Raw genomic sequence first — 24,034 nt, 5'->3', positions numbered from 1 at the left:
CGTAAAAAAGTAGTATAGAACCCCGTATTTAACATATTGGAAAGCAATTATGCCTAAAGTCGTTCAACAGCAGATTGGCAATATCGCCCTTGTCGTCGAAAACTATGACGATGCCATTGAGTTTTATACCCAAAAGCTTCAGTTTACGTTAGTTGAAGATACCGATTTAGGTGGTGGTAAGCGATGGGTTCGAGTTTCACCACCAAATTCGAATGGAACGAATTTACTTTTAGCTCAAGCGAGTACAGAGGAACAAGCCAAGTTTATCGGTAATCAGGCTGGAGGTAGAGTTTTCCTGTTTTTACAAACGAACGATTTTTGGCGAGACTATGAGTTGATGAAAGCCAAAGGTGTTATTTTCAACGGTGAGCCACGAGTTGAAGAATATGGCACGGTTGTGGTTTTTCAGGATCTTTATGGAAATAAATGGGATTTGTTGCAATTAAGCAGCGCTCCTCAGTAGTACACACATAACAAACGCTTCGAGAAAGAAGGCCAACGAGCGGCATTTTTATGATGCATTGGTTTGTGATTACGGTGTTGTGCGGAAGCTTGATAGTAGCGTTGGCTTTAGGCTAAAACATGAACGTACTTATACTTACATACGGAACCCGGGGCGATGTACAACCGTATGTTGCATTGGGACAAGGCTTAAAGCGGGCGGGGCATTGCGTAACAGTTTCAACGAGCTCACGCTTTAGCGAAACTATCAAAGCCGCTGGGCTGAACTATGCATTCATGAATGACGGTATGCTGAGGTTGCTGGATGCGCCAGAAGGTAAAGGCGCATTGGAAGATACAAACAACATATTTCAAATCGTGAAGCGCACGCTAGGCTTGCTCACAAAAATAGGTCCTATTCAGCGCGCCCTCGTGGACGAGAGTTGGGCCGCGGCAAAACAGTGCAAACCAGATATCATTGTGTTTCACCCCAAGGCGTTTATCGCACCAGATATTGCCGAAAAGCTCGGGATTCCAGTTCTGATGGCACTCGTGGTACCAGGATTAGTGCCCACAGCTGAGTATCCCAACATGATAATGCCGCAGCTGAGGTTGGGCGGGTGGTATAACAAACTCTCTTATAGCTTTGTTAATCAATTAATTAGGCTCTCGGTTGCCAAGCACGCTCGAGCATGGCGCAAAGCAAATCATCTGCCGAAAGCAAAAAGCTTTAACCTATTACAAAACGCCGATGGCACACCAATTCCAGTTATTCATGGCTATAGCAATATGGTACTGCCACGACCTAACGACTGGCCCCAAACTGCTAGTATCTGTGGTTACTGGCATGCTGATGATGACCAAGATTATAAACCTTCACCAGAGCTTTCAGCCTTTTTAGAGGCAGGCCCATTGCCTGTTTATGTTGGCTTTGGATCTATGACAGGGCGTGACCCCGAGCGGCTCGCAAGTATTGTCATTGAAGCGCTGCAACGCGCTGGCGTGCGGGGTATTCTCGCAACGGGTTGGGGCGGTATGAAAATAAAGGCTCTACCCAAGGAAATTATCGCGGTTGATCACGTGCCTCACTCATGGCTATTTCCTCGTGTGTGTGGCGTTGTGCACCATGGAGGCGCAGGAACCACAGCTGCTGCCTTACGCGCAGGAAAAGCGTCGGTTGTTATTCCGTTTTTTGGTGATCAACCTTTTTGGGGAAATCGCGTACATTCGTTGAACGTCGCAGCAGCCCCTATTCCGTTCAAGAAACTGACAGTGGATAGGCTCGTGGCGGCCATTAAAGAGATAACCACAAATCAAAGTATCATCGATCATGCCGCGGAGCTCGGAGCCAAATTGCGAGAAGAGCGTGGCGTGGAGAAAGCAGTTGCGGCGATTGAAAGCCTTGTAGACGAGCCATAACTCGCTCTGGTTGTAATCATCAAGCGCGCTCTTCCTCGTGAAACGCGAACGCCTCAATAACCGGCGCCGCAGCGAAGTTAATTGATTCGTTAGGAGGTATTTAGCCAACCTTTCTCAACGGCATATTCAAGTTTCTCAATAAACCAGGCATATATTTCTGGGCTCTCAGCCTCAATAAACTGATGCATTTTTAATACTTGGTTCTTATGTATGCCATTGTCCTGCCACGCGCGGCCTTCGCTGGTAATGTTATGAAGAAATGGCAATAAACGGTCGATGACTTTCAGTAACTTTGCTTCTTTGCTTTCGCCAGCCTCTTGTTCTTCCCAGAGGTCGACGATATCCCCAATTGGATTACCGGGATGCGAGGCTATTTGTTTTACACTCTCACGCTCTTCAACGTGTGCACTGTCTCTATTCTTGCTGTAAAGAAACGTATCTCCTGCACCAATTTCGCCAAGATCATGGAGTAGTGAAAGTTTGATGAGTTTCGGCACATCATAGTCATCTTGCAGTAGCTCTGCGAAAGCCCAGCATGCCATTGCTAAATGCCATGAGTGTTCTGCTGAGTTTTCTACTCTCTCGCCACCATTGATGTAGGTTCGGCGATTTACGGATTTCAAAGCATCCAACTGAATCATGAAATCTGATATTGCTGAAATTCTATCGGTCAAGAACTGCCTCCTAAAGCACGCCTAAACGGCGGGCAACTTGTTGAGAATCCAGAGCCCGGGGCTTTGTAGTGAAGGAGAAGCCGTAACGGAAAAGACGTCACAGTGGCTGACCTTGTTGTCCACAGTCGATCGAACTATGGCGACCTCAGGATCTTTTCCATCTTGCGTCCTTTTGCAAGCTCGTCCACCAGTTTATCCAAGTACCTGACATGTCTGGTTAAGGTAGTATCAATTTCTTCAATTCGATAACCACAAATTGAACCAGTGATCAGGCTTGCATTCGGATTGATAGTGGCTTCTGAAAAGAATTGCTCAAATGTAGCCTGATTTTCAATTAGACGCTGTAGATCTGTTGCTTCGAAACCGGTAAGCCATGCAATGACTTTATGTAGTTCTTCTATGGTTCTTCCCTTCTTCTCAACTTTTGCAACATAGTGTGGGTACACAGAGGAAAACGTCATGTTCGCCATTCGTTCGTCGTGTTCTTTGGTTGTGTTCATAGGAGGACTCCCGCCTATTTAGAAAAGGGTAAGCTTCATAGTTTAGGATTTCAAGATGGATAACGCCAAGCTAAAGCGCGCCGCTTTTTGGTGTCGCTTTTGAGCTTTTTGTTAGAAGATAGGCCCCGACTATAGAACTTGCCACGGCGAATACAATTAACCAACGGAACCGAACCGAGTATGGTTTGGTTTCATAGTGCACCCCACTGCCGCACTCTCCTAAGCTATAATTGAAAGCTCTTCCTGAATCCAGACACGAGTCAATCGCCAAAAAATCACTCACATAATGAGCAAACACTGTAGAGATTGATATTAGAATCAAAAGCGCCCCAATAACCTTCAAATTTACTCTCATAAAATCGCCCCTAACATTTGAATACTAAGCACATTATCAACTTGCCTAATCGCTCAAAGCCGTTTATGGTCTACTTCACGAAATGAAAAACAAGCATGCACTCGGATGCAAGCAAGTACGCACAGATTGCGCTGTACGAACATAGGGAACTGTTCATGAAATCCTCAATATTTATCGATCTCACGCCCCGTTTCTTGCCCTCAATACAATGCGCATGCTTAGTATTCAAGTGTTAACTGATCTCTGACTCCATAGTTTAAAAGGATTAACTAAATGAAAAAAGTAAAGTGGTATAGAAACCCAGAAATGATAGTGGCTTTATCCGCTTTGTTCATTGGCCTTTTGACTGCCGTTATATCTGTTTATTCTGCTTCCGTAGACCGAGAATATGCTAGAGCATCTGTCTGGCCTAAATTAGAATTATTTAGAAGTTATAGTGGCGAAGAATTCAGTTATGGGGTAGCAAATAAAGGTACTGGCCCCGCAATAATTCAATATGCAAAAGTCAGTGTTGGCTCGAAACCAATAAAACGATGGTCTGAAGTTAGCGAATTTTCTAATATTACCCAATCTCATATAAACAGCATTACTGTCCCATCCGGACAAACAGTTACGCCTCTTCACTATCGTGGAGAACTAATCTCAGACATTTTAGAGTTCGATGAAAAAATAAACATAGAGCTTTGTTATTGTTCTATATATCAAGAGTGTTGGATCGTTAATCGTTCGAACGAAACTCAGCAAGTTAAACAATGTATGGTCAGTTCTGAAGAAGCATTCGTGCAGTGAAAAACCAGTTAACAAACGCGTTAGCTCGCTCGTATACTCGCTGAGACACAAACACGGCGCCGGTGTCACTTCGTGCCGATTATAGCCGCCGTGTTTGTGCACTTTATGCAGGCAGTTATGACTTTTGGAGAATTATGATAAATAAACCGATTTTGTTGCTGCTCTCACTTATCTTTTTTTGGGGGGTAGCAAATGCGGAGGAGATACCCGGGCCTCAGGCAAGGCCTCAAGGAGATCTTGATTTAATAATCGTTGCGTCGGAAAGTGACGCATACATTAGGGAGTGGCTGAATACACCGCCAGAGCAGGGAGTTACAATAAAGCGCACTAGGGTAGCCAAACCAGATCAGTTACTTGTTACGGCCTTTCTCGTTACGGGCCTTACTGCAGGTGACGATGGAAGATACAGGTACTCGATAGATACTTATATCTTGGGCCCAGACGGAGACCCAATTTGGGGCCAAAGAAACTACGCGGGTGGTGCAGGCGTGTTGCCCGCTAGGCCAATGGTATTGATGGCAGACCCCGCTTTAGATTTAATTCTTGAGCAATCAGACCCTGAGGGTATCTATACTGTTGTAGGCCAAGTCACTGACCTTGCTTCAGGGAGCAAAGCTGATAGCAGTTACGAGATTCAGTTCACGAAGTAGCTTGTGTTGCTGTAATGTTAGCTTCGGATGAATCAGGATATTTGACAGGAACGGAGATAAACATTGATGGCGGTATTCTTGCGGGTTCAGCAGGAGCACCTGCGAAATAAGGTGTAACAGCACGCATCACCCGCTGCCTGCCCAGCTCCCGCATCTAATTTACAAACCCAAAACCTGAATTAAGCCGATGGTAATTAGATCAATTGCTTCACTTTCATCGTACACACCTTGTACGAAATGCTATGTTAATACCCACTTAAATGGCTATCTCTATTGCTGAAATATAAGAGTTGTAAATGATGAAAAGCGTATTAATTTTTGTTTCTGTGTGCTTGTTTTCACTAACTGCGTGCTCAAATGGTGATTGGCGTGATGCTTCTCGTGAACCCGCTGGGTTAGCCCCGTCTCCTCTGGAAACTCCAGAAGCCGTGATTGAAGTTTACGCTGCCGATGCGTTTGGCTGGAGAGGTTGGTTTGCGGTGCATACGTGGATTGCGGTAAAGCACGAAGATGCAGCAGAGTATGCGGTATATGAAGTGGTAGGCTGGGGAGTTGATCAGGGGCGCCCAGCGCTGCGCACTTTCCAAACGGCTACACCCGATCGCTATTGGTACGGTGCGCGCCCAGAAGTTGTGCTCTCGCTTCGTGGTGATGAGGCTAAAGAATTGATTCCGCAAATTGAAGATGCGGTAGCAAACTACCCGTGGGCTGATCAATATCGCGCTGTGCCGGGGCCTAACAGCAACACGCTGCCGGCGTGGATAGGGCTACAAGTTCCAGAGCTTGGTTTAAAACTGCCATTCAGCGCTATTGGCAGTGGTTATGCGAAACGGAACTGAATCTATGGTCAGGAGGTAGGCGTTGGATATTCTCATTTATGTAGCCACAGGCTTAATTGTGGTAGCCACGCTACTTCCTTTGTCGCGCAATCCTCATTGGATTATAAGGGGTTTCGATTTCCCAAGAATGCAGCTGGCGTGTTGTGCGGCGCTATTGATATTGCTGCAACTGATATTTCTTAACCTTTCTGAGATTCCATCATGGGCCGTTATTGCTGCAACTGCGCTGTGCCTGGCGTGGCAGCTTTGGTGGGTTTTGCCTTATACCAAACTCTGGCGCACGGAGGTTCGCGCGAGCAAGAATGTTGATGCGGATCGGCAGCTCAGTATTCTTACTGCCAATGTGCTTACCTCCAACCGCGATGTGCATAAGCTTATTGCCCTCGTTAATAAGTTCAAGCCTGATGTGCTTGTTACCCTTGAATCGGATAAATGGTGGGAAAGCGAGCTCGAATGCCTTGAAGTGGATATGCCCGAAACCATGAAATGCCCCCTGGATAACCTTTATGGGATGCACGTGTATTCGCGGCTACCGTTGCATGAGAAGAAAATTTCCTTCTTAGTTGAAGAGGATATTCCATCGATGCATGCGCGTTTAGAGCTGGGCAGTGGCGATCGGGTGTTGATGCACTTTTTGCATCCTGCACCACCAAGCCCCACTGAAAATGATGAATCGGAGGAGCGCGATGCCGAACTTATCATTGTTGCGCGCAGTGTTGCTGATAACGATCAGCCCATTATTGTTACCGGTGATTTGAATGATGTTGCGTGGTCACGCACAACCCGCTTGTTTCGTAAACTCAGTGGCCTGCTCGATCCCAGAGTGGGGCGCGGTATGTTCAATACTTTTCATGCGGATTATTCGCTACTTCGGTGGCCGCTGGACCACCTGTTTCATAGCGATCACTTCTCGGTTCGGAGTATCCAGCGGTTACCGTCGATTGGTTCAGATCATTTCCCATTGCTCTCGCGCTTGTCGTTTACGCCCGCAAAAAGCGAGGAGCAAGATGGCTTGAATGCGGATCAAGACGACAAGGCATTCGCTTCTTCGGTTGCCAACTCACAGGATGTTAATAAGAGCGATGTACCAGAGCCTGGGGCATGACTCCTGCCTCTAGCTCTTATGGTTCCTTATTTTACTTTGATTGCGGCAGCCTTTCTCGGGGGATCGTATTTTCTTGAGAGCTTCGCCACAAAGATCGAGCCAATAACACCGGGTGCGATCCAAAGTGCAGTTTGTAGCCAGCCAGTAGCCTGAAAAATTGAGCTGCCGCCAAATACAATAAAGGCAGTATAGGCGCCTATTCCTGAACCTAAATATGCGCCTAAGTGTTCTCGTAACCATGCCGTGGGTGATACTTTTTTGCGGAAAATGTATACGAGATTGGATACCCCGATAACAATGCCTAGAGCACCGAACGCTATTAATAAAATCATACTGTTGAGTAGGCCATAGATGCCCAGTAGTGCGCCATTAAGGGCGAGAGCTCCGCTGATAGCGAGCGTTACTGGTTTTTTTAAGCCTGATCGATCTTTTTTGTGCTCCAAAACTTGATTCCCGTGAATAATCGCGCAGTGAATGAGGATGCCAAGGTGTATCAAAAACCAAGCAAAAACATAGGCCTGTTCTAGTCGTGCTGCGGTGAGGTGAGGAACCGCAGCAAGTTCGGGTTTAACCGTAACGCCGAAGATTAAAACTAACACCGACATAGTAATGCCGGAAAACGCAACGGTATGCATACTGGTTCCATAAATTCGTCCGAATCGCTTATGGTTGACACTACCTTTACGTGCAAGCACAGGAATCCAGAATAGGCAGAGTGCGAATGCACCCGCGAGCACATGAATAGCTATTATTGTTTGATAAATGGTTAGCATAACGATCACTCCTAGTGACAACTGGGTGTTAAGAACACATCTCTGATTACTTTGGAGTAAAGTTTATGAGTAAGGGGAACTTACAGTTAGTGCCAGAAGTAATGATTTTAAAAGTGACTTTTAGCCTATTGGCGATGGCTAGAATTGCCTGCATACTGAAAACATGAAATTAAAAAAATTACCACTAGACGCAGACCAGTTAAGCGGCATCGGCACTATATTGCTGGTCGCTGCTTTTGATTTGTGGTTGTTAACATCCACAACGGATGCCAGCTCTCAGCGTTTAGTTACGCTTGCGTTTCTCTACGCCGCGTTTACCTTGTTGTTCTTTTTCAACACCTACGATAATAATGCATTTCCACGGTGGGCCAAGCTTGCCGCTATTGGTGGCCAGTTCACGCTTATTTGTGCTGTTATGTACACCACCCCGCACATGTTTAGTGCCATTCTTCTCGTTGTTTGGTCTGCGCAAATTCCCTATTTCATACCGTTCCGCTATGCCCTTTGGATATCTCCGCTATGGAGTATTCTTCCTTGGTGTATTTTCTTCCTGCGCTGGCAAAGTAGCGGTGTTTTGATTACGGGTGCTTTGTTTTATACCTTCAACATTTTTGCGTTGGTAATGATGGAAGCGCGGCGAAACGCTGAGGTACAAAAGGAGCGGGCAGAACAAGCAAACCGAGAGTTGGTTGCAATGCAATCACTTGTTCAAGAGGCTTCACTGCAAAATGAACGGATGCGTATCGCGCGTGATATTCACGATGTGGTGGGCCATCACCTAACCGCTCTTTCGGTACAGTTGCAGGTGTTAGCGCACGAAATTCCTGAGAAACACAAGCCGGATGTTGAACGCTCACGAGCGATCTCGAAATTACTGTTGGCCGATGTGCGTGCTGCTGTGAGCGAGATGAGAGAGCATGAACAACTTAACTTACGGCAAGCATTAGAAGCGTTGGTGGGCAATTTGCCTAACATTGACGTTAATTTAGCCGTGCCTGATAGGGTTGATGTACTCAAGTTAGAGCATGCTTTAGCTATTCTCCGTGGCGTACAGGAGTGTATTACCAATAGTTTAAAGCATGGAAAAGCCACGCGCATAGATATAGCAATCAAACAAGAGGCGAACGAACTCGTAGTTTGTGTACGCGATAACGGAAAAGGCGATCAGCCTATTCAATTTGGCAATGGATTAAAGGGAATGCAGGAGCGTTTAGAGAATATTAAGGGCTCTCTTTCTGTTCAGCGTGAGGCTAAGGGCGTAACCGTGTGCTTGAAGGTGCCAGTGAGTGTATGAATATGCGAGCGCAGCTATGAAGCACAGAGTAATGCTGGTTGATGACCAAAAATTGATTCGGCAGGGACTTGCCAAGTTACTGTCACTTTCCGCGCATCTTGATGTAGTGGAAGAAGCAGCCGATGGTGCTGAAGCTCTTACTTGGTTGCAATCTCATGCTAGCCGGGTTGATATTGTATTGCTTGATCTGCGAATGCCAAAAATGAATGGCATTGAATTATTGCAAGCCATGCGTGAGAGAAACATACAGGTTCCGGTGTTGATTCTCACTACCTTTGACGATCACACAATGCTGATTGAAGCACTAAAAGCCGGGGCAAAAGGTTATTTACTGAAAGATGTTGAACTAGAAACACTGGTGAGCGGTATTGAGCGAGTGGTAGCGGGTGAATCAATGATTCAACCAACCATTACTACTTCTTTGCTGAATAGTTTAAAGGGTTTGCATTCTGAGTTTGCGGCCTTTGAAAAACCTGAAGAACTTTCTACTAAAGAGCTCGAAATTTTACGCCTGATGGCGGCGGGTTGTTCAAATAGAGAAATTGCTGAGGTTCTGTTTAAATCAGAAGGCACCGTGAAAAATCAAGTGAGCTCAATTATGGCGAAGCTAGGTGTGAGAGATCGAACTCGAGCTGTATTGCGTGCTATTGAAATAGGCCTGATTGGCTTTAACCAAGAGCTTTAATTATAGCTGAATAGCTTTTGCGTTAAAGTAAGCACGCATAACACAGATCAAATGGGAAATTTACGGTTCTTTCAGGTTTTTGCAAAGGTGTAGGCAGTGGTTGAATGCTATTGGCATACTGATAGGGCACCCATTGCTCTGCTTCCATGCGCGGCAGTACATCGCGCCAAAAGTATGGCGAAAGGCCATTCATCGCCGTGCTCTCGGCGTTTATTAGGATCACCAAACCAACATCATAATCGGGAGAATAGGATATTTCGGCACGAAACCCTTCTACCCATCCGCCATGGTAAATCAGCGTTTTTTCTTTTAAATCGTATACGCGCCAACCTAACCCATAGTGCGCATCGGAAAGCAGTGGCCGCCAATTTCGGCGGCGTAGATCGCGAGTGGTGCGCACTTGCGGGGTCCGAATTTGCTCTAAAACCGATAACGGCAGAACATCTGGCTGATAGCCCATGTGCGCGATTAACCATTGTGCTAGATCGGTAGCGCTCGCGTTTACGCCGGCTGCAGCTGCATAGCGATAGTAGTTAGCGTTTACTTCGCGCGGAAACCAGCCATTGCGGCCGCGAATATGTGCTGCGGCGCGGTTATCACTGCCAAGGTAGCCTTGTAGGCCGATAGATGCATCGCTCATGGCTAATGGTTCAAAGATTAAATCGTTTACTAAACGGCTGTAATCCTGTCCGGTTCGTTGTGCAATTACATCTTCTACCAAGCTGAATAAAACGTTTTGATAGCCATAACACGCACCCGGCGCGCACATGGGGTTAATGCGATTAAAATGCGGCAAAATCTGTTCCCGAGGATAATCGGCTTCAATCAAATTATCATAGGCATTGGGCACAACCCCTGAGCTGTGGGCTAAAAGGTGGCCCACCTCTAAATCAATATTAAACTGCGGGTTTTTAAACTGGAGGTCCGGTACGTATTGGCTTACCGGATCGGATAAATCAAACTGGCCTTGTTCTGCCAGCAGGGTTGCTAGGGTGCCGGCAAACGTTTTTGATACTGAAGCAATACGAAATACAGTGTGTGCATCTACCGGCTCGGTGCCATTACGCTGACGAACACCGAATGCTTGGATTTCAACAATTTGATTCCGATGCACCACAGCATAAACGCCACCCGGCACGTTATCGAGGGTTAATGTTCGCTGAAACAGCTCATTAAACTTAGGGTGTAATGGCGTTACTTCTTCCGCTATCGCGCTGGTTGCGGCAAAGCCGGCAACACAGCACGCAGCGGTACGGAGCCATGGATAAATCGAGCGCACTTAGCTAATACCTCTGTTCTTCAATACTGCGAACATAAACGACTAACGTTTTTCTGCAAGTACTTGATCGATCAATTTTGTAAAGCTGAAAGCGGCTTCGGCGGTAATTCGGAAGAATTCCTCGTCGGCTTTGTCGGAAGTATCGGTTGGAGCATGGTAATCAGGATGATCCGCCACACCGAAATACATAAAAGGAATGCCTTGTTCATGGAATGGACCATGATCAGAGCTCAGTGTCCAATCATCGGTACGGCCGGCTTTAAACCAAGGCCGATCATGGGCCATCACAATTCGGGCACCATTCTCTTCCTGTACGCGCTGCACTAAACGCACCAACCAAGGGTTGTGATAAGTACCAACAGCGTAAAGAAGCTCATCGGTATTACGGCTTAGCATATCCATATTTACATTGAAGGCGATGGTTTTCGGATCGAGGTGGCCACTTGTGAATAACGCATGTGCCCCGAGTAAACCGCGCTCTTCACTATCTAATGCCGCAAATAATAAAGTGTGTTGTGGTTGGTTTTCACTGAAATAACGTGCCATTTCGAGTAAAACTGCGGTGCCTGAGGCGTTATCATCAGAACCATGATAGATAGTGCCATTGCGCACGCCAAGGTGATCATAATGGGCGGTGATAACAATTGTTCGGAGCGTTGGATCTTGCCCAACAACACTACCAAGAACGTTGATGGCGCGCTCAACCCGCTCGTGGCTAAATGCTTGCTCGTAGCCTTCGGTTCCTGCTGGTGTGAGGCCGAGTTCTTGGAAGCGGTTAATGATATATTCACGAGCGGCTTTGCTGCCTTCAGTACCAGGTGCGCGGCCTTCGCGCTCGGCATCCGCGAGCCAATGTAAATCGGTCATGATGCGCTCAATGCTTAATCGCTCGGGAGTATGCGCTGCGCCTTGCGCGGGCGTTATATCGGCAATACGCTGGGCTTCACGTTCGGTAAGTGTATTTATAAAAATACTACGGCCCGGCCACCAAGCAAAAACAACAATGATAATAACAAGCCATAATGGCCAAAAACGGCGAAACCAAGCGTTACGATTGCTCATAAAATTTCCATGTTCATTAGAATAGAAACGTATATTACCCTATGCATGCACTGCTGCAAAATGTTAGCAAATAGCATACTATGCTAAGCCTAAAGTGGTAAGCTTTTGCCACATATTATGCTCTCTGCACGCAGTTGCACAAACTCCATCATCAATATAGAAGTAACTTATGCAAGAATACCGGAACCACAGTTCGAATAAAGCGGCTAAAGAACCTGGCTTGATGGTTAATATGCTGTTTAATATTTTCCTGCCAGTCATTATCTTGATGCAGTTGAGTAATGATGCTCGGCTCGGAGCTGCCGCGGCTCTTGCGCTAGCGCTTGCATTTCCGTTTGGCTTTGGCTGTTGGGAGTTATATCGGCGGCGAAAAATCAACGGCTTTTCAATTCTTGGCCTGGTAAGCGTGTTATTAACCGGTGGTATCGGCTTATTAGAGCTAGACCCAGCATATATCGCGATCAAGGAAGCGGCGGTACCGGCAATTATAGGGATCGTGGTGTTCGGTAGCCGGTTTACGCGCTTTCCGGTGGTAGAAAAGATTTTGTTGAATCGCAAAGTGCTGGATCTAGATAAATTATACGCGGTGCTTGCAAAGCGCGGGAAAACGCAAGAGTTTCAGCGCACGTTAAACTATGGCGGCAACGCCGTGGCTTCGGCATTCTTTCTTTCTGCGGTGTTAAATTACATGTTGGCGCGCATGATTGTTGTAAGCCCAGCAGGTACCGAGGCTTTCAATAATGAAATAGCGCGAATGACAGCATTGAGCTTTCCCGTAATTGTATTGCCAACCATGATTATTCTAATGGGTGCTATAGTTTACATATTTATACGGATCGGCAAGCTCACCGGCGAATCGGTGGAAAACTTCTTACAGGCACAGGATTAATAGGCGCACGTGGTTACAGTAGATAGCAATGATTCGTTTAGCTTACGCATTGTGCGAAACCTCGGTGATTATCCGGAACACAAATTAGATATATTCTTGTTTGTGCCGGGTGAGTTGGGTTTATCCGTTGATGTGGTTACCGAGCGGGCGCTTTATCATCAAGCTTTTCATATTACGCGAACCTACCATAGCCAAGTGCAGTTAGAACCGTTGGTGCGGAGCCGCTTGGTTCAGCGTTTAGCGAAGCAACAAGAGCGGCCCACGCCAGAATACCGGCTGAGCTTAAGCTTATATGCCTATCAATATGTAAACGCCATTGAGCAAGAAGTGGGGCGAATTCTGCGCGAACGGCCAGAAAACCTGCGCGAAACCCTCGCGGAACTCCTTGATTTGAGCGCTACCATTATGCGCCGATTACGCCGCACAGCCCCGAAAGACGATGCACTGCGCCGGTACTATACGAACGTTGATAACTACCTATCTTGGTTTTCAGAGCAGCAGTTTTTACGCCTCGCCGCGGAGCTCGAGTTTGCGAGCGATGAACAAGATATTCGTGAACTGTTGTTGCGAATAGCCCGCCGGGAAAGCAAATACCGGAACGAAAATGAATACAACTCGGAGCGGGTGCAAACTGATAGTACGCGGATGTCGAACAAAATGCGGTTATTGCGCCGGCTTATTGAATTCCCGGTTACCTTGCGGCGCGTAGGCCATGAGCTTGGGAATATCGAGGAACGCTTTGTAAAAGCAGGCGTTGCCGCAGTGGTTATGACGGCGGTTTCCTACGCCGTTTTGCGTGCGCGCGATACCTTGGGCGACGTGACGGCGGTTTTCATTGCTGCAGTAGCGCTACTATATGCGGTGCGCGAGGTATTCAAAGACGATATTCGACAAAAACTTTGGCTTTGGCTGCGCAAGGGTAGGCCGAAATGGCGCCATGAGTTTGTTGACCCGAACAATGAAAACGTGGTGGGTAAATCGGTAGAGTGGATTGATTACAAAAATTTTGAAGATCTTGCGAGCGAGATAAAAAAAGCCCGCCGCGCATCAACCCCACAACGGGGAGAAGCGGTGTTGCATTACAGTAGTTGGTCGAAAATGCTGCCTTCACGATTTTTAAGTGGCTATGCAACCACCCGAGAAACCATTGTGTTGGATCTTGAGGTACTTGCACCGCTATTGGAACAAAGCACTTATCCGATTTACCGGCAAGAGGGTAATGAGGTAGTGCGTGATATCGTGGAAAAACGCTCGGTATTGAACATTGTTATTCGCGAACGCTGGAGTGATAAAGATGACATCCAGCGCTGGAAAGTTGTGCTTAACCGTAACGGTATTGTAGAAACCGAAGCAGCTAGTTAACGGGTTTAATTAAGGATACCAAGAATGGTAGGTACATCAGTAACGAGCGAAGCCAAAAATGCTCCAAAACGGCAGATTTTTGGCTGGGCCATGTATGATATTGCCAATCAAGCCTACACCACCATTGTTATTTCCTTCGTTTATTCAGCATTTTTTGTAGCTTATATTGTGCCGGCAGAAAGCCAATGGCGTGATGCCTATTGGTCGATTGCCATTATTGGTTCAACATTAATTGCCATGGTGCTTTCGCCAATGGTAGGGCACTGGATCGATAGAGGGGTTTCGAAAAAGAAACTCTTGGCGTGGTCCACCTTAGTGTGTGCCAGTTTTACCTGCCTACTATATTTTATCGGCCCCGGGGATGTTTGGTGGGGCATTGCCATCATTCTGATTACGAATACTGCATGGATGGTGGGTGAAGCCATTATGTCGGCGTTTTTGCCTGAGTTATCGAGCCGAAAAAATATGGGGCTGGTATCCGGCCTTGGTTGGGGGCTTGGTTATCTGGGTGGCTTTGTGAGTATGGTGATGGTTTCTGTCATTATCATCAGCGCCGATCCTGTTGCCGAACAAGGCCTTTATATAGCACAGCATCAATGGGCCATGATCGCGATTTCAATTTACTTCGTGTTGGTGGCTATTCCCACGTTTGTACTGGTTAAAGATAAACCGAAAGTAGCGAACTTGGTTCCTCGCGAGCATTGGCGCGAAAGCTTGAACTTATTCCGGCAACAGCGCTTACAACCGGTGCTCTTCCGATTCTTTTGGGCCTTCTTGTTTTATATGGCGGGCGTGCAAACCGTAATAAAATTTATTGGTATTTACAGTACCGGCGAGCTTGGGCTCTCGCAAACCGATTTGGTTGCCGTGTTTCTAGCTACTCAGTTCAGCGCGTTGTTCGGTGCCATAGGATTTGGTGTCGTTGAGCGCTTTGTCGGGGCCCGTAAAGTATTATTCGCTGTTATTGGCTTATGGATTATTGCCATCAGTGGTATGTACGGCATTTATGATATTGCCGGTTGGCTAAATATGAGTGTGCGCGATGTATTTTTAGTTATTGCGCTGCTCGCCGGCACCGGTATTGGCTCTATTCAAGCGTCTAGCCGTTCGTTGGTGGCGTTGTTGGCATCGCCGGAACGCGATGGCAGTGCTTTCGGGCTGTGGGGCGTGTTTAATCGTTTAGCCATGTTGTTGGCGGCTACCTTTGGTATTGCCGCCGATCTGTTTTCTCGGCAGAACGCCTTATTAATGGTTATCGCATTTTTCATTATCGGCGCTGTTCTGCTGGCGCGGGTAACGGAGCTATCAGGTTTAAGCCGTTCGCAACGGTAAAATAGGTTCGGCTTCTACCAATATCAGTGATTGCCGTGTTTCGTGGCGTTATCGCTGAACTGCCGTGCAGCAGGCGGGTTTTGTATTAGGCTTTTGAGGTCACCCACTTGATCCGGACCTGCTATGAACGAAACCCCGTTATCGGCCAAAGCGTTTATTCAAAATAATCTTCGGCGCGCGATGCAAACTGATCAACTGCGTTTGTATTATCAGCCGCAGTTTTCTGTAGCGGAGCAGCAGTTAACAGGCGTTGAGGCATTGTTGCGTTGGAACTCCAAGCGCTTTGGTTGGTTGAGCCCGGAAGCGATTGTGGCGGTAGCAGAACAAAGCGATTTAATTGTTCACCTCAGTGAATGGACCTTGCGCCAAGCATTACAAGATTTCTCCCGCCTGCAACCGTTTGTGAAACGCCTTTCAGTCAATTTATCGGTTAGCTATCTGCAACAAGTACCTGTAGTTGCCGTTGTTCAGCAATATCTTGCAGAATCCGGTATTGCGCCTCAATGTTTAGATTTAGAAATTACCGAAACCGTTGTTCTGGAATCGTCCCCGCCTTTGCTCAGTGCTTTGCAGCAACTTCGGCAAATGGGAATATCCCTGAGCATTGATGATTTTGGCACCGGTTATTGCGGTTTAAGTTACCTGAAGAAATTACCCCTTAGCACGGTGAAAATTGACCGTAGCTTTTTACATGATGCTTTAAACAATGCGCGCTATGCCTTGCTGTATCACGATATTTTACAGTTGGCGCGCAACCTAGATTTGCGGATCATTGCCGAAGGTGTTGAAACGCAAGCGCAATTGAAATTTCTAAAGCTCAGCCATTGCCATGAGGCCCAAGGATACTTGTTAGCGAAACCCATGCCGCTAGCGCAACTTCAGAGCTTCACCAAGGCGATGCACCCGCAGGAATTTTTAGCAGTAGCAGAAGATATACATTTTTTGCTACCTTGATACCTAATATTAATAACAACAGGGTTTCATTATGCTTGGGAATATAGGGTTACTTGTAGGCCTGGCTTTATTGATTGGGCTTGCGTTGCGTGGCTGGAATATTTTGCTTGCGGTACTGTTAGCTATCTTGGTTATCGGCATTACCAATGGTATGGCGATGCAAGAAGTGTTTCTCCAACACTTTCCATTCGGACCATCTGGGGCATTTAGCTTCGCCGGTAATTTCTTATTATTGTTTCTCTGTGGTGCTTTGTTCGGCCGGATTATGGCTGCCAGCCAAGCAGCCCAAGGCGTTGCCATGGCTATTACCCAGTGGCTAGGTGCAAAACGCGCGTTGCTCATTGCAATGCTTGTGTGTGCGTTACTTACTTACGGTGGTGTTGTTGTATTCGTGGTTATTTTTACCATGTATCCAATTGGCGTTACGTTAATGAAAGAAGCGAATATTCCTCGACGTTTATATGCTGCCGCTATCGCCTTAGGCGCCGGTACGTTCACGATGACGGCGCTGCCGGGAACACCTTCGATCCACAACGTTATTGCTGCGAATTCACTCGGCACCGATTTGTTTGCTGGTGGTTGGTATGGCGTGCTTGCGGGTTTGCTGATGGCAGGGTTAGGTATTTGGTATTTACAACGCCAGTGGCATAAAGCAGCAGCAAACGGAGAAGGTTATGTGGCCACCGCAAAGGATGAGCAAATGGCTGCGCTGGCGGGTAGCCCGGGAAGTAAGTTGCCTGGCTGGGGCCGTTCAATTTTACCGGTGCTCGTAGTTTTAGCCCTAATTGTTTTACCTCGTTTACTGCAACAATTCGCAATCAGCGCAGATTGGATTAATTTTGCGTTAACGCAGCCTATTCTTTGGGCCAGCTTCGCGTTGCTGATGGGGGCCGGTATTTGCTATGTGCTGTTCCCTCCGGTTCGCAAGGATTTTGTTCGCACAGCGGGGCAAGGTGCTGATGATGCATTATTACCCTTAATTAATACCGCCGCGGTAATCGGTTTTGGTGGGGTCGTTATTCAAACCACAGGTTTCCATGCGTTCGCCGGGTGGTTGTTGGCGCTCGATTTGCCAGCGTTAGTTTCGGTGTTTATTTCCGCTAACCTTATTTCAGGCATTACCGCCTCGGCTTCTGGCGGCTTGCAGATCTTCATGTCGAGCTTAGCGCCCGCGTATCTTGAACTCGGCATTGCACCTGAATTGCTGCATCGTATCGCCAACCTAGCGGCGGGCGGCCTCGATTCGCTTCCGCATTCAGGTGCGGTAATTGCACTATTTACGTTAATGGGATTAACCCATAAAGAAGCCTATCGCGATATTTTCGTAGTTACCGTGTTAGTACCGATGCTAGCGGCACTCGCTGTAGTGGCGGTGGCGATGATGTTGGCTTAATCGCACGCATTAGTGAGCTCACCGCGAGGCCGTAGACAACGGCCTCGCGGTGGTTTACAACAAGATAACCAAAGCCTACCGGTGAAGTAGGCAAACGATAAGTTATCAGCCATTATTTGATAGCAATGACTAGGGATCCCTCATGTTTAAATTGAAGAAATTAATTCCCATCGCAGGTATGGCAGCAACCTTGTGTGTTGGTGGTATAGCGAGCGCTGATTCTGAATGGAATGTTAGCGAACCTATGGGTGAATTCAGCACCGTAGAAATAAATACGGATCGCGGCACCTGGATGAGTGTTGATATAAGCCCAGACGGCGCTCACGTGGTATTCGATATGCTCGGTGATATTTACCGCATGCCTGCGGGTGGTGGTGAAGCTGAGTTGATTCGCGGTGGTATCGGCTGGCACATGCAACCAACTTATAGCCCGGATGGCCAATATATTGCTTACACATCCGATGAAGGTGGTGGCGATAATATTTGGATCATGAAAGCTGATGGCAGTGATGCTTGGCAAGTTACCAAAGAAAGCTTCCGCTTATTGAATAGCCCAGCATGGAGCCCCGATGGTGAATACATTGTTGCGCGCAAACACTTTACCGCTCGCCGTTCGTTAGGTGCAGGTGAAATTTGGATGTACCACCGAAGTGGTGGGCAAGGGGTTATGCTTACGGCGCGGCCAAATGATCAAAAAGATCTGGGTGAGCCGGCGTTTTCTCCAGACGGTAAGTTTGTGTATTACTCACAAGACGATACCCCAGGCCAAACTTTCCATTACAACAAAGATTCCATTTCTGGAATTTACAGTATCAAACGTTACGAATTAGAAACCGGTGATATTGAAACGGTGATCTCAGGAATGGGTGGCGCAGTGCGTCCAGTGCCTTCGCCTGACGGCCGCTACCTTGCGTATGTAGGCCGGGATGATTTTCAAAGTAAGCTTTATCTTTATGATTTAGAAACGGGCACCAGTGAAGCGGTGTATTCTGATTTAAGCCGGGATATGCAGGAAACTTGGGCTATTCATGGTGTTTATCCGAGCATGAGCTGGAACACGGATGGATCAGAGTTGGTGTTTTATGCAAAAGGGCAAATACATCGATTAAATGTGGAGAGTGGGCGTACGGCCAACATTCCATTTAATGTTTCGGTGGAAAAAGAAGTTCAAAACGCGGTGCGTTTCCGCCAACACATCGAGCATGATGATTTTGATGTGCGCATGCTTCGCAGTGCGGTGGTTTCACCGAATACCGATCAAGTTATCTATGAAGCGCTAGGCTACTTATATACCCGTGGCTTACCGGATGGTGATGCTCAGCGTTTAACTGAACAAAATGACCGTTTTGAATTATTCCCTTCGTTTTCGCGCGATGGCCGGTACTTGGTTTACACCACTTGGCACGATGAGGAACAAGGCCAGGTAGTTGTACGTGATTTACGTAGCAATAGTGAACGCGTATTGCCAACGGGTCCGGGCAAATTTGTGGAACCGGTGTTTTCACCAGACGGCCAATCTGTTGTTTACCGCAAAATCAGCGGTGGCTACTTAACGGATCCACGGCATGGTTTGCAATCGGGTATCTATCATTTGCCACTTGATGGTGAAACCCCGGAACGTATCGCCCGTAGCGGGAGTTCAGTGCAATTCGGTGCCCGTAACGATCGGATATATGTAAATGGTTTTGGTGCGAACGGCCCTGAACTTCGCAGTATCGCAATTGATGGTGGGGAAACGCGTACGCTGTATACATCATCGCATGCTACTGAATTCAAGGTTTCGCCTGATGGCAAATATCTCGCTTTCGCAGAACGCTTCCGCGTGTTTGTAACGCCTTTCGTAGAGCGTGGTGCAGCAATTAATATTGGCCCAAATGATCGGCAGTTCCCTATTGAGCAACTATCTCAGCGAGCGGGAGATAACCTTTCATGGACGGCCGATAGCAACAACCTTTATTGGACGCTAGGCCCAGAGTTGTATTCAGCGAACCTTAACGGCATGTTCGATATTGGTGGTGATAGTGATTTCGAGAAGGTAGCGGATGGCACGAATATCGGCTTTACCGCCGCTACGCATATTCCGGAGCAAACCATTGCTTTTGTGGGTGGCACGGTTGTAACCATGAATGGCGAGCAGGTCATTGAAAATGGCGCCGTGATTGTAAGTGGTAACAAAATCACCGCAGTAGGGGCGCGTTCTGAAGTGAACATTCCTGAAGGCGCGGAAGTAATCGATTTCACTGGAAAAACCATGATTCCAGGGCTTATCGATACTCACGCCCACGGTGCGCAAGGTGAAAGCCAAATTATTCCGCAGCAAAACTGGGCGTTATATGCTGGTTTAACCTTTGGTGTTACTACCATTCACGATCCTTCGAATAATACCCAACAAATTTTCACTGCCAGTGAAATGCAAAAAGCGGGTGCGATTGTAGGGCCGCGAATTTTCTCTACCGGTACGATTTTATATGGCGCGAATAGCCCTTCGGCGACGGCACATGTTGATAGCTTAGATGATGCTCGTTTTCACCTTGAGCGCATGAAAAAAGTAGGCGCTTTCTCGGTGAAAAGTTATAACCAACCACGCCGGGATCAACGCCAACAAATTATTCAAGCCGCTCGTGAACTTGAAATGATGGTAATGCCTGAAGGCGGCTCGTTATTCCAACATAACATCAGCATGATAACCGATGGCCATTCGGTGATTGAGCATTCAATTCCAGTGGAAACTATTTTCGATGATGTGCTGCAATTGTGGGAGCAAACGGAAACCGCATATACGCCAACCTTAGGTGTTGCCTACGGCGGAATTTGGGGTGAAAACTATTGGTATGCCCACACTGATGTGTGGAATCACCCGCGCTTGAGCGTTTATGTGCCGGAACGTGTGTTACGCCCACGCTCTATGCGTCGTGAAATTGCACCTTCGCATCATTACAATCACATCAATGTAGCCTCGGGTGCTCATGCCTTACAAGATCGTGGTGTAAAAGTTACTGCAGGTGCTCATGGTCAACGTGAAGGTTTGGCGCAGCATTGGGAAATTTGGATGATGGCGCAAGGCGGCATGGATTCAATTGAAGCATTACGCACGGCTACTTACGATGCTGCGGTTAGCCTTGGAATGGAGCATGCGATTGGCTCGCTAGAAGTCGGTAAATTGGCTGATTTAGCCATTATCGATGGGGATATTCTTGAAGATATCCGAGTGAGCGATCGGGTAACCCACACCATGGTTAACGGCCGTTTGTTTGATGCCGAAAGCATGAATGAGCTTGGCCGAAATGCTCGTGAGCGCAAGCCATTCTATTTTGAAAAATAATTTGAACGTTTAAGTTCGATGTAGTTTTGAAAGGCACCTTCGGGTGCCTTTTTTATTGGAAACTGATTATCGTAGCTGGATAGATAATGACCTATTTGCAGCTTTCTGCAGCAACATCCGCTACTAATTGCCGGAACCACCGGTGCCCTTCATCATGCTGTAGGAGCGGGCTCCATATCATTTGTAAATCAATTTCTGGAATTGGGAAGGGTGGCTTACGTAGCACCAGATCGGGGTTATCCGCGTACAATTCCGCCGCACGCGTAGGTAGCGTGGCAATTAAACCTTCACGCGCTAAATGCATTGCAACGTGGTAGTTCCGGGTAAAAACCCGAATACGGCGTTGGTGCCCAATTTTTGCTAACGCTTCATCAACCCAACCAAGCTTTTGAACGGCATCGGGGGTCATGCCGATGCCTACACCAAAGCCGGTTTTACTAACCCAGCAATGCTGTGCTGCTAGATAATTTTCCAATGAATAATCTTGGATGAGTGGGTGCTCATGGTGAATCAAACAGGTGAAATCATCGCGCCATAAATTTTTCTGGTGGAATGACTGCGGAAGATCATCAAAGCGATTGATGGCGATATCCACTTTGCCATTTTCCACATCATGAAAGCTGACATCGCTGGGTGTCATTAAATCGATGGTTACTTTCGGTGCTTGATCACGCAATGCTTTCAAGAGTGGCGACATCAATGTAGAGGCGGCATAATCAGAAACCATGATGCGAAAAACACGTTCGCTACTTTCAGCGGTGAAGGTTCGAGAAGGTTGAATCACTTCTTCCACCGAATACAAAATCTGGCGAACCTGCTTTTGCATGGATAGGGCGCGTTCGGTAGGCACCATGCCTTCACTGGTGCGCACTAACAGCGGATCATTGAGCAAATTACGTAAACGTTTTAGGCCATTGCTCATTGCAGGTTGGGTAATATTCAGTTGTTCTGCAGCACGGGTAACGTTTCGTTCCCGAAGTAACGCATCAAGATATATCAAAAGATTAAGATCGATATTTCGAAAATGATTCATCAGATGAATTGCCTATGCTGATTATAATAAATAAGATGAATGAATTATAAAGAAGCAATTCAGAACTGCAATGTTAGTTCCCGTTTTTTAGGAGATTAGTTTATGGCGGAAAGTCGCCGCATAGCACGCTTGATATTGCAGGGTTTCCAACATCACTATCAGCTGTTTCAAGCGATTACCAATACGGCGGAGCAGTATTTTACCGCGCGAGCTTGGGGCAAGTTGCAAACTGCGGCGCGCGAGCGTATTTCGTTTTATGATTTACGGGTGCAAGAAACCATTACCTTGTTGAATCAAGAGGTATCTTCCGATGAGCCGAACACGCAACTTTGGCAGGAAGTACGAAATATCTATGAGGAGTTACTGCAGTTTCATCCTCAGGCAGAACTCGCAGAAACTTTCTTTAACTCAGTGTTCTGTAAACTTTTTCACCGCCGCTATTTTCACAATCAGTTTATATTTGTGGAATCTACCTTAGCGCGGCGAATTCCTTTGCCCGTAGAAACCGAGTATCAAAGTTATTTCCCAGTCGCCGAGGGTGTTCGGGAAACGTTGCGGCGAATTATTCATGAAATGCACTTCACGGCTAAATTTGCAGATTTAGAGGCGAATATTTCTCAATTGATGCGCGCGTTTCAACGCCAAGCGAATGTTCGTGCGCTTGCCGCTCATCAAATGCGCCTTGATGTATTACAGAATCCATTCTATCGAAACAAAGCTGCTTATGTAGTGGGGCGGATTGTTACCGAAGAGCACCAATACCCTTTTATTGTGCCTGTGCTGGTGAACAAGCAAGGTGAGCTATTTCTTGATGCGCTGATTACTGACGTGAATCAAATGACGATTATTTTTAGCTTTTCACGGGCTTATTTCATGGTGAATACGCGCGCGCCGTCGGCCTTGGTGCGATTTTTAAAAGGATTGATGCCACGCAAAACCCTAGCTGAATTGTATTCGGCAATTGGTTTACATAAACAGGGGAAAACCGAGTTCTACCGCGAATTACTAACGCACCTTGCTGAATCGGATGAGCAAATGGTGGCGGCTCCCGGTATTCGTGGGTTGGTCATGATGGTATTTACTCTGCCTTCGTTCCCGTATGTGTTTAAGGTGATTCGCGATGAGTTTGGTGAAAGTAAACCATTTGGCCGCGATACAGTGCTGGCACGCTATCAATTAGTAAAACGCCACGATCGCGTGGGGCGCATGGCGGATACGATTGAATATTCAAACGTTGCCCTGCCATTGAGTTGTATTTCTGCCGATTTATTGGAGGAGCTGAAAAGTAGCATTGGCAGTTCTTTGGAGTTTGAGGACGATTTATTAATCATTCGCCATATGTATATTGAAAAGCGGATGACACCGCTGAATATCTATCTCGAATATGCGAACGATGAGGAAACCTCGGCGATCATCGAAGATTACGGCCAAGCGCTAAAAGATATGCTCGCGGCAAATATTTTCCCCGGTGATATGCTATTAAAGAACTTTGGGGTAACGCGCACCAAACGTGTTGTTTTCTATGATTACGATGAGGTGCAATATCTGCATGAAATGAATTTTCGAGAATTACCGAAAGCACAATCCATGGAAGATTCTTTGCAAGATGCCGGTTCGATCTCAGTAGCACCCAACGATGTATTCCCTGAACAACTACCGCAATACGTTTTCTACAACCCTAAATTAAGAACTCGATTCTTAGCTTTATACCCGGAATTGGCACGTGCGAGTTATTGGCAGGAACAGCAAGATAAAATTAAGGCGGGTGTTATTGCCGATGTATTCCCCTATCCACAAGCTATTCGGTTTCTTCATGTGAAATATGATGAAGCCACTTAGGGCGTTTTCTTTGTGATATCAAGGTATTCGATCTAAGCTGAATTA

22 protein-coding genes are annotated in these 24,034 nt (G+C 46.9%); 16 read left to right on the top strand and 6 right to left on the bottom strand.

The annotated features are described in order from the left end of the window. Positions 1–49 precede the first annotated feature (49 nt). Positions 50–463 (top strand): VOC family protein, encoded by a 414-nt coding sequence (locus tag CWE13_RS09420; RefSeq protein ID WP_126808088.1) that lies wholly within the window; start codon positions 50–52, stop codon positions 461–463. A gap of 119 nt (positions 464–582) precedes the next feature. Beyond that, positions 583–1,860 carry a glycosyltransferase gene (locus tag CWE13_RS09415; protein WP_126808086.1) on the top strand — a complete coding sequence of 426 codons (1,278 nt, stop codon included), beginning with the start codon at positions 583–585 and terminating at the stop codon, positions 1,858–1,860. An 89-nt stretch (positions 1,861–1,949) separates the two neighbouring features. On the opposite strand, the gene CWE13_RS09410 is transcribed toward CWE13_RS09415, so the two are convergent. Both CWE13_RS09410 and CWE13_RS09405 read right to left on the bottom strand, forming a co-directional pair. Beyond that, positions 1,950–2,534 carry an HD domain-containing protein gene (locus CWE13_RS09410; protein ID WP_241973672.1) on the bottom strand — a complete coding sequence of 195 codons (585 nt, stop codon included), beginning with the start codon at positions 2,532–2,534 and terminating at the stop codon, positions 1,950–1,952. A gap of 134 nt (positions 2,535–2,668) precedes the next feature. Further along, on the bottom strand, positions 2,669–3,034 hold the full coding sequence (locus CWE13_RS09405) for a DUF2200 domain-containing protein (RefSeq protein ID WP_126808084.1): 366 nt from the start codon (positions 3,032–3,034) through the stop codon (positions 2,669–2,671). Positions 3,035–3,662: 628 nt separating this feature from the next. On the opposite strand from CWE13_RS09405, the gene CWE13_RS09400 reads away from it, so the two are divergent. From CWE13_RS09400 to CWE13_RS09380, 5 genes are all read left to right on the top strand, one after another. After that, positions 3,663–4,178, top strand: coding sequence for a hypothetical protein (locus CWE13_RS09400; RefSeq protein ID WP_126808080.1), 516 nt, complete (start codon positions 3,663–3,665; stop codon positions 4,176–4,178). Positions 4,179–4,312: 134 nt separating this feature from the next. Continuing rightward, positions 4,313–4,828, top strand: coding sequence for a hypothetical protein (locus CWE13_RS09395; RefSeq protein ID WP_126808078.1), 516 nt, complete (start codon positions 4,313–4,315; stop codon positions 4,826–4,828). A gap of 14 nt (positions 4,829–4,842) precedes the next feature. After that, positions 4,843–4,938 carry a hypothetical protein gene (locus tag CWE13_RS09390; RefSeq protein ID WP_198677940.1) on the top strand — a complete coding sequence of 32 codons (96 nt, stop codon included), beginning with the start codon at positions 4,843–4,845 and terminating at the stop codon, positions 4,936–4,938. Positions 4,939–5,124: 186 nt separating this feature from the next. Then, a complete protein-coding gene (locus tag CWE13_RS09385) occupies positions 5,125–5,667 on the top strand; it encodes a DUF3750 domain-containing protein (protein WP_241973671.1) in 543 nt (180 codons plus the stop codon). A 22-nt stretch (positions 5,668–5,689) separates the two neighbouring features. Further along, positions 5,690–6,772 carry an endonuclease/exonuclease/phosphatase family protein gene (locus CWE13_RS09380; protein ID WP_126808076.1) on the top strand — a complete coding sequence of 361 codons (1,083 nt, stop codon included), beginning with the start codon at positions 5,690–5,692 and terminating at the stop codon, positions 6,770–6,772. A gap of 26 nt (positions 6,773–6,798) precedes the next feature. On the opposite strand, the gene CWE13_RS09375 is transcribed toward CWE13_RS09380, so the two are convergent. After that, entirely contained in the window at positions 6,799–7,545 is a 747-nt protein-coding gene (locus CWE13_RS09375; protein ID WP_126808074.1) for a hypothetical protein, read from the bottom strand. A gap of 163 nt (positions 7,546–7,708) precedes the next feature. On the opposite strand from CWE13_RS09375, the gene CWE13_RS09370 reads away from it, so the two are divergent. Together CWE13_RS09370 and CWE13_RS09365 are read left to right on the top strand one after the other, a co-directional pair. Beyond that, positions 7,709–8,839: a sensor histidine kinase gene (locus CWE13_RS09370; protein ID WP_126808072.1), complete on the top strand. Its 1,131-nt coding sequence runs from the start codon at positions 7,709–7,711 to the stop codon at positions 8,837–8,839. Between the two features lie 16 nt (positions 8,840–8,855). Next, positions 8,856–9,524, top strand: coding sequence for a response regulator (locus CWE13_RS09365; RefSeq protein ID WP_126808070.1), 669 nt, complete (start codon positions 8,856–8,858; stop codon positions 9,522–9,524). A gap of 22 nt (positions 9,525–9,546) precedes the next feature. On the opposite strand, the gene CWE13_RS09360 is transcribed toward CWE13_RS09365, so the two are convergent. Both CWE13_RS09360 and CWE13_RS09355 read right to left on the bottom strand, forming a co-directional pair. Further along, positions 9,547–10,803 carry a serine hydrolase domain-containing protein gene (locus tag CWE13_RS09360; RefSeq protein ID WP_126808068.1) on the bottom strand — a complete coding sequence of 419 codons (1,257 nt, stop codon included), beginning with the start codon at positions 10,801–10,803 and terminating at the stop codon, positions 9,547–9,549. A 42-nt stretch (positions 10,804–10,845) separates the two neighbouring features. After that, entirely contained in the window at positions 10,846–11,865 is a 1,020-nt protein-coding gene (locus CWE13_RS09355) for a M28 family peptidase (protein WP_126808066.1), read from the bottom strand. A gap of 169 nt (positions 11,866–12,034) precedes the next feature. Between CWE13_RS09355 and CWE13_RS09350 the strand changes: the two genes are divergently transcribed. The 6 genes from CWE13_RS09350 to CWE13_RS09325 all read left to right on the top strand — a co-directional run bounded on the left by CWE13_RS09350 (position 12,035) and on the right by CWE13_RS09325 (position 21,117). Further along, entirely contained in the window at positions 12,035–12,754 is a 720-nt protein-coding gene (locus CWE13_RS09350; RefSeq protein WP_126808065.1) for a VC0807 family protein, read from the top strand. A 9-nt stretch (positions 12,755–12,763) separates the two neighbouring features. Further along, positions 12,764–14,116 carry a hypothetical protein gene (locus tag CWE13_RS09345; RefSeq protein ID WP_126808063.1) on the top strand — a complete coding sequence of 451 codons (1,353 nt, stop codon included), beginning with the start codon at positions 12,764–12,766 and terminating at the stop codon, positions 14,114–14,116. Between the two features lie 24 nt (positions 14,117–14,140). Beyond that, the gene (locus CWE13_RS09340; RefSeq protein WP_126808061.1) at positions 14,141–15,448 is read left to right on the top strand and encodes an MFS transporter; all 1,308 of its coding nucleotides are present in this window, start codon (positions 14,141–14,143) and stop codon (positions 15,446–15,448) included. A 123-nt stretch (positions 15,449–15,571) separates the two neighbouring features. Further along, the gene (locus tag CWE13_RS09335) at positions 15,572–16,402 is read left to right on the top strand and encodes an EAL domain-containing protein (RefSeq protein WP_126808059.1); all 831 of its coding nucleotides are present in this window, start codon (positions 15,572–15,574) and stop codon (positions 16,400–16,402) included. 31 nt (positions 16,403–16,433) lie between these two features. After that, positions 16,434–17,795: a GntP family permease gene (locus CWE13_RS09330; RefSeq protein ID WP_126808057.1), complete on the top strand. Its 1,362-nt coding sequence runs from the start codon at positions 16,434–16,436 to the stop codon at positions 17,793–17,795. Positions 17,796–17,937: 142 nt separating this feature from the next. Continuing rightward, a complete protein-coding gene (locus tag CWE13_RS09325) occupies positions 17,938–21,117 on the top strand; it encodes an amidohydrolase family protein (protein WP_126808055.1) in 3,180 nt (1,059 codons plus the stop codon). A 91-nt stretch (positions 21,118–21,208) separates the two neighbouring features. Here CWE13_RS09325 and CWE13_RS09320 read toward each other — a convergent pair whose 3' ends face one another. Further along, positions 21,209–22,150: a LysR family transcriptional regulator gene (locus CWE13_RS09320; protein WP_126808053.1), complete on the bottom strand. Its 942-nt coding sequence runs from the start codon at positions 22,148–22,150 to the stop codon at positions 21,209–21,211. A 102-nt stretch (positions 22,151–22,252) separates the two neighbouring features. On the opposite strand from CWE13_RS09320, the gene aceK reads away from it, so the two are divergent. Beyond that, complete coding sequence (gene aceK / locus CWE13_RS09315) at positions 22,253–23,989, top strand: bifunctional isocitrate dehydrogenase kinase/phosphatase (RefSeq protein WP_126808052.1); 1,737 nt, start codon at positions 22,253–22,255, stop codon at positions 23,987–23,989. The last annotated feature ends 45 nt before the right edge of the window (positions 23,990–24,034 follow it).

Source organism: Aliidiomarina shirensis, from assembly GCF_003987345.1.
GTDB classification, from domain to species: Bacteria; Pseudomonadota; Gammaproteobacteria; order Enterobacterales; family Alteromonadaceae; genus Aliidiomarina; species Aliidiomarina shirensis.
The sequence above is the reverse complement of the archived record's forward strand: the minus strand, read 5'-3'. Positions and strand labels throughout refer to the sequence as shown.